This is a genomic window from Streptomyces sp. YIM 121038 (assembly GCF_006088715.1).
GTDB lineage: Bacteria > Actinomycetota > Actinomycetes > Streptomycetales > Streptomycetaceae > Streptomyces.
The window spans coordinates 3,015,781-3,027,611 of record NZ_CP030771.1 but is presented as its reverse complement, the minus strand read 5'-3'; the positions used below and the strand labels follow the sequence as shown (position 1 = coordinate 3,027,611).

Below are 11,831 nucleotides of genomic sequence, written 5' to 3'. Positions count from 1 at the left end.
GCGAGGGCCGCTGCAAGGGGGCACGCCGCACGGCCGGGCCAGGGGAAAATGGGGCCAGCCGCTCAACCGCAGAGGAGTCGACACCGTGGCGCAGAGCCCCACCCGAGCCGCCCGCGGCCGCCCCCGCAGCGAGGCCGTGGAGCGGTCGATCCTGGAGGGCGTGATCCGGCTCATCGAGGAGGGCACCCCCCTCGCCGAGCTGTCCATCGAGCGCATCGCCCGCACCGCGGGCGTCGGCAAGGCCACCATCTACCGCCGCTGGAGCGGCAAGGAAGAGATCTTCGTCGACGTCCTGCGCACCCTGGAGGCGCCGCCCGCCGTCCTGCCCGGCACCTCCATGCGCGACGACCTCGTCGTCCTCCTGGAGCAGATCCGCCGCCGCGGTCTGAACCTGCGCGCGTCGGCGATCCTGCACAACGTCTTCGCGCAAATGAAGACCCTGCCCAAGCTCTGGGACGCGTACCACGCGACGGTCATCGAGCCACAGCGCCGCCGCACCCACGACGTCCTGCGCCGGGGCCAGGAGAACGGCGAGCTGCGCGCGGACGTCGACATCGCGCTCGCCCACGAGCTGTTCGTCGGCCCCATGCTGGTCCGTACCGTCATGCGCTCCGACGCCCCCCTCGACGAGGACCTGCCGGAGCGCGTGGTCGACCTGATCCTCGACGGACTGCGCCCCTGAGAGTGAGCCCCCGAGAGGGGTGCGGGGTGTTAGCGTGTCGCCCCGAGCAGCCCTGAACTCGCAGGCGATATGCGCGTTTCGTCACAGAGTGCGGACCCTGGGGGCGCATCCGGAACCTGTCGTGCGCCCCCGCTCGTCCTCGGGTCCGTAGGGCCGTCCGCGGACGGCGGGGACGACACCCGATCATCGCCTAGGGTTCAGGGGCGGGGGACGGTGTGCACGGCAGTCAGTGAGGCGACGAGAGTATGGCGCAGGCGTACAAGGCGGAGACGGACAGCGGCAGCTCGCGGCCCGAGCGCCAGGGCTCCCCGCTGCGGCGTTTCGTCGACGGCTGGCGGGGTGACCCCGGCATCTGGCGGCGCGGACTCGTCACGGCCGGATTCGCGGTCGTGATCGGTCTGGTGATGCTCGTGCACGCCCAGATCCCGAACGGCGTGGGCAACCTCGGCAGTCTCACCGAGACGTTCCTGCCGTGGCTCGGCCTCTTCATCCCCGTGCTCCTCGTGATCGCCGTCGTCCGCAAGTCCGCGACCGCGCTCGTCACCCTGCTGCTCCCTGTGATCGTCTGGCTCGACGCCTTCGGCGGCCTCGTCACCGACAAGTCGGGCAGCGGCGGCGACCTCACCGTGGCCACGCACAACGTGAACGCGGACAACCCCGACCCGGCCTCGACCGCCCGTGACGTCGCCGCGTCCGGCGCGGACGTCATCGCCCTGGAGGAGCTCACCTCCGCCGCGGTCCCCACGTACGAGAAGGCGCTGGCGGGCACGTACAAGTACCACTCGGTGCAGGGCACCGTCGGGCTGTGGAGCAAGTACCCGCTGACCGCCACCAAGCCCGTCGACATCAAGCTGGGCTGGACCCGGGCCATGCGGACGACCGTGCACACGCCCAAGGGCGAGGTGGCGTTCTACGTCGCCCACCTGCCGTCGGTGCGGGTCAAGCTCGACGCGGGCTTCACCGCCGGGCAGCGCGACGACAGCGCCGACGCGCTCGGCGAGGCCATCTCCCACGAGAAGATCAGCAAGGTCATCCTGCTCGGCGACCTGAACGGCACGATGAACGACCGCGCCCTGAACGCCGTCACCTCCCAGATGCGCTCCACGCAGGGCGCCGCGGGCGACGGCTTCGGCTTCAGCTGGCCCGCGTCGTTCCCGATGGCCCGCATCGACCAGATCATGGTCAAGGGCGTCGAGCCGGTGTCGTCCTGGACGCTGTCGCGGACGGACAGCGACCACCTGCCGGTGGCGGCGAGCGTCGACCTCTGAGGTCACGCACGGCCAGCCGCTGAGGGCCGCGCGCCGTCGACGCTCGATGGTCATGTGCCCTTCACCTCGCGGTGCGCGCGGGCGGAATACTGGGTGCGGACCTCTTTGTTCCGTACGTGAACCAAACGATTCCCTGGATCGTCCCTGCCCTCGTACGGGCTGTTCGGAAGGTAGTACGTCTCCATGCCCCTGGCCCTGCTCGCCCTCGCCGTGGGCGCCTTCGGCATCGGCACGACCGAGTTCGTGATGATGGGCCTGCTGCCCAACGTCGCCGACGACCTCGGCATATCCATACCCACCGCAGGACACCTCGTGTCCGCGTACGCGCTCGGCGTCGTCATCGGCGCCCCGCTGCTCGCCGCCGTCACCGCGCGGCTGCCCCGGCGCCGCGTCCTGATCGGCCTCATGGTCCTCTTCGTCGTCGGCAACGCGCTCTCGGCCGCGGCCTCGGACTACCACCTGCTCCTCGCCGCCCGCTTCCTCAGCGGACTGCCGCACGGGGCGTTCTTCGGCGTCGGCGCGGTCGTCGCCACCGGGCTCGTCGCGCCCGAGCGCAAGGCGCGGTCGGTGTCCCTGATGTTCCTCGGGCTCACCGTCGCCAACGTCGTCGGCGTGCCCATCGCCACGCTCATGGGGCAGCAGCTCGGCTGGCGCGCCACGTTCCTCGCCGTGAGCGCGATCGGGCTCGCCGCCATCGCCGCGCTCGCGCTGCTCGTCCCCGCCGACCACGGCCACGGCGAGAGCGTGGGCCTGCGCGGCGAGCTGCGGGCGCTCGGCTCGCTGCCCGTGTGGCTCGCGCTCGGTACGACCGTCGCGGGCTTCGGGGCGCTCTTCGCCGCCTACAGCTACGTCACGCCGATGCTCACCGACTCCGCGGGGTTCGCCGAGGCCAGTGTGACGCTGCTGCTCGCGCTCTTCGGCGTCGGCGCCACCGCGGGCAACCTGCTCGGCGGGCGGCTCGCCGACCACGCCCTGCGCGGCACCCTCTTCGGCGGCCTGGCCTCCCTCGCCCTGGTCCTCCTCCTCTTCCCGCTCCTCATGAAGGCCGAGTGGAGCGCCGCCGTCGGCGTGACCCTCCTCGGCATGGCCGCCTTCACCACCGGCTCGCCGCTCCAGCTCATGGTCATGGAGAAGGCCGCCGCGGCGCCTTCGCTCGCCTCCTCCGCCAACCAGGCCGCGTTCAACCTCGCGAACGCCGGCGGCGCGTGGATCGGCGGCCTCGCCCTCGCGGCGGGCTTCGGCGTCACGTCCCCCGCCCTCGCCGGGGCGGCCCTCGCCGTCCTCGGCCTCGGCGTCGCGGCGATCGCCTACGCCGAGGACCTCCGCCGCACCCCCGCGCCCTCCCCGGGCCGGGTCGTCACCCCCACCCCGAAGCCGACCCGGGAGCGGACCCACCACTAGGGCCCCGGGCGGCACCCGCTCGGCCGCGGCAGCGGTGGGCAGCCGCGGCCCGTCGGGGGCTATTCGCGCCAGGCGTTGGTGATCGGCAGCCGCCGGTCCTTGCCGAAGCCCTTGGGGGAGATCTTGGTGCCCGGCGGGTACTGCCGCCGCTTGTACTCGGCGGTGTCCACCATCCGCAGCGTCCGCGCGACGAGCTCCGCGTCGAAGCCCGCGGCGACGACCGCCTCGGCGCCCTCGTCCCGGTCCACGTACCGCTCAAGGATCGCGTCGAGGACGGGGTAGTCCGGCAGCGAGTCCGTGTCCACCTGGTCGGGCCGCAGCTCCGCGCTCGGCGGCTTGCTGATGGAGTTCTCGGGGATCGGCGGGGTCCCGCCGCGCTCGGCGGCGGCCCGGTTGCGCCACTTCGCGAGCCGGAAGACCGAGGTCTTGTAGACGTCCTTGATGGGCCCGTACGCCCCGACGGAGTCGCCGTACAGCGTCGAATAGCCCACGGCCAGCTCGGACTTGTTGCCCGGCGCGAGCACGATGTGGCCCTCCTGGTTGGAGAGCGCCATGAGCATCGTGCCGCGCAGCCGCGACTGGAGGTTCTCCTCGGCGAGCCCGGTGAGCCCGAGGGACTCCATGTACGCGTCGAACATCGGCGCGATCGGCACGGTGCGGAAGCCGAGGCCGGTGCGGCGCGCCAGCTCCGCCGCGTCGGCGATGGAGTGCTCGGAGGAGTACCGGGAGGGCATCGCGACCCCGTACACGTTCTCCGCGCCCAGTGCGTCGCAGGCGAGGGCGGCCGTGAGTGCCGAGTCGATGCCTCCGGAGAGCCCGATGAGCACGGAGCGGAAGCCGTTCTTCTGGACGTACGCGCGCAGGCCGACGACGAGGGCCGAGTAGACCTCCTCGTCGTCGTCCAGGCGCTCGGCGTACGTGCCGGTGTGCTCGGCCTCGTACGGCGCGAGCGGTTCGGCGGAGAGCGTGACGTGCTCGATGCGCAGCCCGTCGTCGACGACGCCCGACGGCGCCTGCGCGGCGGCAGCGGGCAGCTCCAGGTCGAGCACCACACAGCCCTCGGCGAACTGCGGGGCCCGCGCGATGACCTCGCCGTCCCTGTCGACGACGATCGAGTCGCCGTCGAAGACCAGCTCGTCCTGACCGCCCGTCATCGCCAGGTAGGCGGTGGTGCAACCGGCCTCCTGCGCCCGCTTGCGGACCAGTTCGAGCCGCTGGTCGTCCTTGTTCTGCTCGTACGGGGACGCGTTGATGGACAGCAGGAGCCCGGCCCCGGCCGTGCGGGCGGCCGGGACGCGGCCGCCGTCCTGCCACAGGTCCTCGCAGATCGCGAGCGCCACGTCGACGCCGTGCACGCGGACGACCGGGAGCGTCTCGCCGGGGACGAAGTAGCGGAACTCGTCGAAGACGCCGTAGTTGGGCAGATGGTGCTTGGAGAAGGTGAGCGCCACCTCGCCGCGGTGCAGCACGGCCGCCGCGTTGCGCGGGGCTCCCGCGGGCTGGCCGTAACGCGGCTTGGCCTCGTCGCTGCGGTCCAGATAGCCGACGACGACGGGCAGTTCGCCCAGGCCCTCGTCGCGGATGCGGACCGCGAGCGCGCGCAGGGCCCGACGGGACGCCTCCACGAAGGAGGAACGCAGGGCGAGGTCCTCCACCGGATAACCGGTGAGTGCCATCTCCGGGAACGCGACGAGGTGCGCGCCCTGTTCGGCGGAGTGCCGGGTCCAGCGGAGGACCGCGTCCGCGTTCTTGGTGAGGTCGCCGACGGTGGAGTCGATCTGATTCAGCGCAAGGCGTAGTTGAGGCACGGCCCCAGTGTAATCGTCAACCCGACGCGATGCCCCTGGAACGGACGGCGGACGACCGCCCAGGAGCACCGCGCCCTGGCCTTGACCTGGGTCAGGAGCGATAGCCGAGGACGGTCATCATTCCTGCCTCCGCGTGGTACACGTTGTGACAGTGGATCATCCACAGGCCTGGATTGTCCGCTTCGAAGTCCACCGTCAGGCGGCCGTTCGGCAGCACGATCGCGGTGTCCTTGCGGGGGCGCCCGGGGGCGCTCGCCAGGGCGAAGGTGTGGCCGTGCAGATGGAGGGGGTGCCACATCGACGTGGAGTTGCTGAACTCCAGGCGCACGCGCTCACCCGCGCGCACCGGGTGACGCCGGTCCGGTGCGTACGGCTTCTTGTCGAAGGCCCAGTCGTACTTCTCCATGCCTCCTGTCAGCCGGATCTTGATGGTGCGGTCGGGGGCGCCGGGCTTGAGGGCCACGGAGTCGTCCGCCGTGAGCCGCTCGGCGAGCACCACGCGGCCCTTGAGCTCCTTGGGCCGGACCGACGGTGACGGCGCGCGGCCGCCGCCCGTGCGGAGCACCGCCTGGGCCGCCGCCTTCTTGCCCTCGGCCACGGCGGTCAGCGGGAAGACCCCGTCCTTGGCGGTGACCAGGACGTCGTACCGCTCGCCCATGCCGATGAGCAGGGCGTCGGCCTTCTGGTGCCGCACCGGGAAGCCGTCGGTGTGCGTGACCGTCAGCTCGTGGCCGCCGAGCGCCACCCGGAAGGCGGTGTCACCGCCGGCGTTGATCAGGCGGAGCCGGATGCGGTCGCCGGGGCGGGCGCGGAAGGAGGTGGGGGCCTTCGCGGTGCGGCCGTTGATCAAGTAGTGCGGATAGGCCACGTCGCCCGCGTCCCGGCCGAGGATGTCGCTGGTGGAGCCCATGAGCATGCGGGAAGGGCCCTTGGGCTCGGGCTCGGGGGAGGCCTTCGCGGAGCCGGTCAGGGCGGTGCGGGACATGTGCCCCTCGTGCCCCGAGCCGCCACCGCTGCCGCCGGAGCCGTCCGCGCCGCCGCTGCCGCCGGAGCCGCCGTGGTCCATGCCGCCCCCGTGGTCCATGCCGCCGCCCATGTCCATGCCGCCGCGCAGCTCCGTGAGGACCGCGTCGGGGGTGGAGCCGTCGACGCCGTCGACCCAGTCGTCGAGGACGACGACCCACTCCTTGTCGTACGTCAGGGGCTCCTTGGGGTCGTCGATGATCAAGGGCGCGTACAGCCCCCGGTCCAGCTGGGTGCCGGAGTGCGGGTGGAACCAGTAGGTGCCCGGGTGCGGGACCTTGAAGCGGTAGGTGAAGGCGGCGCCGGGCTTGATGTCCCGCTGGGTGAGGCCGGGGACGCCGTCCATGTCGTTGCGCAGGGCCAGGCCATGCCAGTGCAGGCTCGTGGTCTGCGGGAGGTGGTTGGCGAGGGTGAGCGAGAGCGTGTCGCCCGCCGTCGCGCGGATCTCCTTGCCGGGCAGCGCGTCGCCGTACGCCCAGGACTTGACCGTGGGGCCGCCCAGGTCGAGCGTCGCGGGCATGGCCATGAGCTTCAGCTCGCGCAGGCGGCCGCCGCCCGGGCGCTTCTTCTCGGCCGCGGCGACCTCGGGGCCGGAGGGCGTCACATAGCCCTTCGAACCGGCCGAAGGGCCGCCCCGGCCGCCGTGGCCGGAGTGCGAGCCGTCGCTGGAGCCGCTGGAGCAGGCCGTGGCGAGCCCGGCCCCGGCGGTGGCGAGGGCGGCGCCGAGCAGGGCTCGGCGCGATGGGTGCGGGGTGCGCTCGGTGTGGGTGCGCATGACTGGATACACCTCGTCCGTACTGAGTGGTGCGTGCAGAAGGGCGCGTCTGCTGCTTCTGGTACACCGCTGCGGCCGCGGAGGTTCCCACCGCGGCACGGGCAGCGCGAAGCAGCCGGTACGGCGGCCTAGATCCGCAGCACGGAGAGCCGGGCGAGGAGCGCGCGCGGCGGGGGCGGCTCGGGCCACGGCGCCGCCCGGAGCCCGGCGGGCAGCAGGACGGGCGCGGCCACCGGCGGCCGCGCCGCCACCGCGCCGAACAGCGCGAGCACGAGGGCGCCGCCCAGGACGGCCAGGCACACGGACATCGGGTCCATGCCGGTGCCGTGGGAAGGAGAGCCGGGCGGGGAGGCGGTACGGGCGACGACGTGACTCGCGGCCGGGGGCTGGGCACCCGCGTGCGGGACGGCGTGGGGCGAGGTCAGGAGCTGGGCCCCCGTGTGCGGTGCGGCCTGGTGCGCGGCCGTGGGTCCGGCGCTCGCGTGCGGGGCGGCGTGGGGCGAGGTCAGGGGCTGGGCGCCCGCGTCCGCGGCTGCCTGACTCACGGCCATGGCCCCGAGGCCCGCATGCGCGACGACGTGGTTCACGGCCATGGGCCCGGCGCCCGCGTCCGCGACGACGTGACTCGCGGTCAGGGGCTGGGCGCCCGCGTGCGGTGCGGCCTGGCGCGCGGCCATGGGCTCGACGCCCGCGTCCGCGACAGCGTGGCTCGCGGCCAGGGGTCCGGTGCCCGTCTGCGCGACAGCGCGGCCCGCGGCCATCGGCCCGGCGCTCGTATCCGCGGCGGCCTGGTTCCCGGCCACGGGCCCGGCCCCCGTGGGGGCGGCAGCCCCCGCGTGCGTGAGCGGCCCCGTCACGGTGCCCCGAGTGGCCGCGTGAGCCTCCCCGGGCCCCGTGGTGTCCGCCACGCGCGCGTGGGCCGAGGGCGTCGAGCCGTCGCCGTGCTCCTGCGGATGCCCCAACGTGTGCATCGTCACGATGCCGAACAACAGCGCCACGAGGAGCAGGAATCCGCTCGCGCTCGTGGGCTGTTGCTTCGGGGCCATGGACGGGAGCCTACCCCTCCCCGGTATGGGGCGATGTGCGGGGCCCGCGAGAAACATTGATCATGAACCCATGACGACTACGGACAAGCCCGGACAGAGCGCGGGCGAGACGACGGCGGCCGAACGGGCCGCGGCGGCCGCGAAGGCCGGTGACGCCGGGGCCGCGGAGTTCGGGGAGGACACCGGGACCTCACGGCAGTTCATCTCCTGGGTGACGCTCGCCCTGATGACCACCGCCTCCGTGGCGAGCCTGCGGCCCTCGCCCGCCATGGCCATCTACGGCCTCGCCGCCGTCTTCCTGTACCTCCTGCCCGCCGTGGTCTTCCTGCTGCCCACGGCCCTCGTCGGCGCGGAGCTGGCCTCCGGGTGGACGGGCGGCATCTACCGGTGGGTGAGCGAGGCGCTCGGCAAGCCGCTCGGATTCGTCGCGGTGTGGTGCCAGTTCGCGATGACCATCGCGTACTACCCGAGCCTGCTCGCGTACGTGGCCTCGACGTTCGCGTACGTCGTCCATCCGAGCCTCGCCGAGGACGGCCTCTACGTGGCCATCGTCATCGTCGTCATCTACTGGACCGGGGTGTGGATCACCTCGCGCGGCACCAAGACGGTGGCGGGCCTCTCGTCCCTGGGGCTCGTGATCGGCACGCTCATCCCCGGCGTCGTGCTCGTCGCCCTCGGCCTCGTCTTCCTGGGGCAGGGCAACGAGCCCGCCGCGCCCATGACCGCCGACCACTGGCTGCCGCCGTGGACGGGCCTGGCCAGCCTCGTGCTCATCGTCAACAACTTCCTGTCGTACGCCGGCATGGAGATGAACGGCGTCCACGTGTCGTCGCTGCGGCACCCGCGCGCGGAGTACCCGCGGTCGATCTTCCTGGCCACCGGCCTCGTCCTGCTGATCTTCGTCGTTCCGGCCCTGGCCATCAGCTGGGTCATGCCGTCCGAGCAGCTCAGCCTCACCGCCGGGCTCATGCAGGCCTTCCAGGCGTTCTTCGACCACTTCCACATCGGCTGGATGACGAAGGTCGTCGGGATCATGCTGGTCATGGCCGCGCTCGGCGGCATGCTGACGTGGCTCGCGGGACCCGCCAAGGGCCTGGTGACGCTGGCCCGGCAGGAGGGCTATCTGCCGCCGTTCCTCCAGCGCTTCAACAAGCACGGCGTGCCCCTGAACATCATGATCGCGCAGGGTGTGATCACCACCCTGATCGGCGTCATGTACGCCTTCAGCGACGACGTCTCCAGCGCGTACTGGATGTTCTCCGTGATCACCGTGCAGATCTACCTCATCGCGTACCTGCTGATGTTCGTGGCCGTGGTGCGGCTGCGCCGCACCCAGCCGCACGTCGAGCGCGGCTTCGTGGTGCCCGCCGTCACGCTCGTCGCCGGGGTCGGCTTCGTCGCCTCGGCGTGCGCGCTCTGCATCGGCTTCGTGCCGCCGGACCAGTTCGGCGACGCGCCGCTGTGGCGCTATCTGATGATCGTCGGCGGCGGGCTGCTCGCGATCGGCGTGGCCGCTCCGGCCGCCTTCCTCAAGTTCCGCAAACCGGAATGGATCCACCCCGACCACCAGGGCGCGAATGCTCTCAACTAGCCTCACGACGCGTATGTCCCCCACGCCCCGAGCCACCGAAGCGCCCCGCGCCGTGCGCGTGGCCGTGGCCGCGCTCCTGGTCGTCGGCGCCGCCGCGTACACCTCGTGGACCCTCGAAGCGGTCCTGCCGACCGGGCTCTCGCCGCTCCGGACGTACGTGAGCGAGCTCGCCGCCGAGGACCAGCCGTACGGGGCCTTCTTCCGGACGGTGGACTTCGCCGCGGGCGTGCTGGTGTGCGCGGGGGCCCTGGGCGGCCTGGCGCGGCTGCGCTGCCGGGCCGCCGTGCCGCGCGTCCGCGCCCTGTCGGCCCTCGGCTGGGCCGGGCTCGTCCTCTTCGGCGCGGCCACGGCCGCCGACGCGCGCCTTCCGCTGAGCTGCGCGCCCACCGTGGACGCGGCGTGCCTCGCGCGCGAGCGGGCCGGGCTCGTGCCCTTCACGCACTCCGCGCACGCGGTCAGCAGCAGCGTGGCCGTGGCCGGGGCGCTGGTGGGGATGGTGCTCCTGACGGCGGCCGTACGCCGGGCGGGCGCGGGCGGGGTGCGGCAGCGGGCGGTGCTCGCGGTGCTCGTGGCCGTCGAGCTCGCCGCCACCGTCTGGACCCTCGCGGCCGTCTTCGCCTTCGACGCCGGGCACGGCACGTGGGGGCTCGGCATCGGCCAGCGGCTCCAGGTGCTCGCGATCGCCCTGTGGCTGGTGGGCCTCGCGTGGCTCGTCCTCGGACGACGGCGGAGGTGACCGGGAGGGTGTTCGTACGGATCGACGGGGTGCCGCACCACGTGGACGTGACCGGGGACGGCCCCGTGTGCGTGCTCAGCGCGGGGCTGGGGCTCGCGTGGTTCGAGTGGGACCCGGTGGTCGAGCTGCTCGCCCCCGCCCGCACCGTCGTCCGCTTCGACCGGCCCGGGCTCGGCCGCAGCGGGCCCGCGCGCGGGGCGCCCACGCTGGCGGGGGAGGCGGAGCGCGTCGCCCGTGTCCTGGACGCCGTGGGGCTGGGGGAGCGGGCCGTGACGGTCGTCGGGCACTCGCTCGCCGGGTTCCACGCGGAGGCGTTCGCGCGGTGGTGGCCGGGGCGGGTGGCCGGGCTCGTCCTCGTCGACTCCAGCGTGGAGGAGCGGACGCGGGCGCTGCCCGCGCGCGGGGCGCGGGTCGCGGGGGCGCGGGCGGGCGGGGCGGTCCTCGGCGCGCTCGGGGTGCCGCGGGCCCTCGGGCCCCTGCTGCGGGGCGGGGGCGTGCCGCGTGGGCCGCGGGCGGTGTACGGGGCGAGCCGGGTGTGGCGGGCCGGGCTCGTCGAGTACGTGACGTACGGCGACGTGGCGCATGAACTCGCCCTGCTCAGGCGGGTGGCCGCGCTGCCGGACGTGCCGGTGGCGGTGCTCGCCGCGGGCCCTGCGGGCGCGAGCCGCTGGGTGTCGCGGCAGCGCGGCCTCGCCGCGGTCCTCGGGGCGTCCTTCCAGGCCCTGTGTCCCGCGGGCCACCTCCTGATGCGCGACCGCCCCCACGAGGTCGCCGAGACGATCCTGGCCACACGCTAGCCGGACCCTCGCCCCGGCCCTCCGGCCGCCCGCCACCCGGGGCTGCGCCTGCCCGCCCTCGCGGGGGCCGGGCCTCGCTGCGGCCCTTGCCTCAACGGTTGCTCGGCACCTGGGGCTCTGCCCACCCGCCCTCGCCAGGGCCGGGCTCGGAGGGGCGATTGCTCGGCACCTGGGCTGTGCCGATGGCCCCCCGCGGGAAGCCGGGCCGCGCGCCGCCGGGGCCGTCTCCCACCCACCCGCCCCCACCGGGGACGGGCCCCTGCCTCAGCGGCTGCTCAGCACCTGGGCGCCGTGCCCACCCTTCCCCGAGCTCTCGGCTCCGCTTGAGCAGGGGATTGCTCCACTCGCCCTGCGGGACGATGGCCCCCCAGCGGGAGCCCGGGCCGCGTGCCGCCGGGGTCGGGCCCCTGCTTCAACGGTTGCTCGGCACCTCTGCGCTGTGCCCACCCGTCCCGCCCTGCGGGACGATTGCCCACAGCGGGGAAGCCGGGGGCGGGTCCGTGGTGCCGCGCTGCGCGCGGCCGGGGCGGGCCCACCCGCCCGCCCCTACCCGGGGCGGGAGCCCATGGGGCACCACCCACCCGCGAGCGCACCGCGTCGGGGCCGGACCCGGCAAGGCTGAGGAGTTCCGGGCGGGCGGGTGGGAGATCCCGCCGCGGTAGCGGCGGAAACCACCCACCGGGCCGCGAGCGCTCCGCGTCGGG

At 73.9% G+C, this 11,831-nt stretch carries 9 protein-coding genes; 6 read left to right on the top strand and 3 right to left on the bottom strand.

Annotated features, from left to right (window positions below; translation table 11 throughout):
- Window positions 1-85 precede the first annotated feature (85 nt).
- The 3 genes from C9F11_RS12675 (at window position 86) to C9F11_RS12665 (ending at window position 3,351) form a co-directional block, all read left to right on the top strand.
- Window positions 86-682, top strand: coding sequence for a TetR/AcrR family transcriptional regulator (locus C9F11_RS12675; RefSeq protein WP_171075717.1), 597 nt, complete (start codon window positions 86-88; stop codon window positions 680-682).
- Between the two features lie 245 nt (window positions 683-927).
- Entirely contained in the window at window positions 928-1,950 is a 1,023-nt protein-coding gene (locus tag C9F11_RS12670) for an endonuclease/exonuclease/phosphatase family protein (protein ID WP_138959388.1), read from the top strand.
- Between the two features lie 183 nt (window positions 1,951-2,133).
- Window positions 2,134-3,351 carry an MFS transporter gene (locus C9F11_RS12665; protein ID WP_138959387.1) on the top strand — a complete coding sequence of 406 codons (1,218 nt, stop codon included), beginning with the start codon at window positions 2,134-2,136 and terminating at the stop codon, window positions 3,349-3,351.
- A 59-nt stretch (window positions 3,352-3,410) separates the two neighbouring features.
- Here the strand turns inward: C9F11_RS12665 and C9F11_RS12660 are convergent, their stop codons facing one another.
- From C9F11_RS12660 to C9F11_RS12650, 3 genes are all read right to left on the bottom strand, one after another.
- Window positions 3,411-5,159 carry an NAD+ synthase gene (locus tag C9F11_RS12660; RefSeq protein WP_138959386.1) on the bottom strand — a complete coding sequence of 583 codons (1,749 nt, stop codon included), beginning with the start codon at window positions 5,157-5,159 and terminating at the stop codon, window positions 3,411-3,413.
- A 91-nt stretch (window positions 5,160-5,250) separates the two neighbouring features.
- On the bottom strand, window positions 5,251-6,957 hold the full coding sequence (locus C9F11_RS12655; protein WP_138959385.1) for a multicopper oxidase family protein: 1,707 nt from the start codon (window positions 6,955-6,957) through the stop codon (window positions 5,251-5,253).
- Window positions 6,958-7,085: 128 nt separating this feature from the next.
- Entirely contained in the window at window positions 7,086-8,003 is a 918-nt protein-coding gene (locus C9F11_RS12650) for a hypothetical protein (RefSeq protein ID WP_138959384.1), read from the bottom strand.
- Window positions 8,004-8,073: 70 nt separating this feature from the next.
- On the opposite strand from C9F11_RS12650, the gene C9F11_RS12645 reads away from it, so the two are divergent.
- From C9F11_RS12645 to C9F11_RS12635, 3 genes are read left to right on the top strand one after another with little or no spacing between them, the layout of a single operon-like run.
- Entirely contained in the window at window positions 8,074-9,594 is a 1,521-nt protein-coding gene (locus C9F11_RS12645; RefSeq protein WP_138959383.1) for an APC family permease, read from the top strand.
- 13 nt (window positions 9,595-9,607) lie between these two features.
- On the top strand, window positions 9,608-10,330 hold the full coding sequence (locus C9F11_RS12640) for a DUF998 domain-containing protein (protein ID WP_138959382.1): 723 nt from the start codon (window positions 9,608-9,610) through the stop codon (window positions 10,328-10,330).
- Between the two features lie 8 nt (window positions 10,331-10,338).
- Complete coding sequence (locus tag C9F11_RS12635; RefSeq protein ID WP_249401702.1) at window positions 10,339-11,127, top strand: alpha/beta hydrolase; 789 nt, start codon at window positions 10,339-10,341, stop codon at window positions 11,125-11,127.
- Window positions 11,128-11,831: the final 704 nt, after the last annotated feature.

Coding starts and splice junctions, on each gene's coding strand:
- C9F11_RS12670 (WP_138959388.1), top strand. CDS start 928: ATGGCGCAGGCGTACAAGGCGGAGACGGACAGCGGCAGCTCGCGGCCC.
- C9F11_RS12665 (WP_138959387.1), top strand. CDS start 2,134: ATGCCCCTGGCCCTGCTCGCCCTCGCCGTGGGCGCCTTCGGCATCGGC.
- C9F11_RS12655 (WP_138959385.1), bottom strand. CDS start 6,957: ATGCGCACCCACACCGAGCGCACCCCGCACCCATCGCGCCGAGCCCTG.
- C9F11_RS12650 (WP_138959384.1), bottom strand. CDS start 8,003: ATGGCCCCGAAGCAACAGCCCACGAGCGCGAGCGGATTCCTGCTCCTC.
- C9F11_RS12645 (WP_138959383.1), top strand. CDS start 8,074: ATGACGACTACGGACAAGCCCGGACAGAGCGCGGGCGAGACGACGGCG.
- C9F11_RS12640 (WP_138959382.1), top strand. CDS start 9,608: ATGTCCCCCACGCCCCGAGCCACCGAAGCGCCCCGCGCCGTGCGCGTG.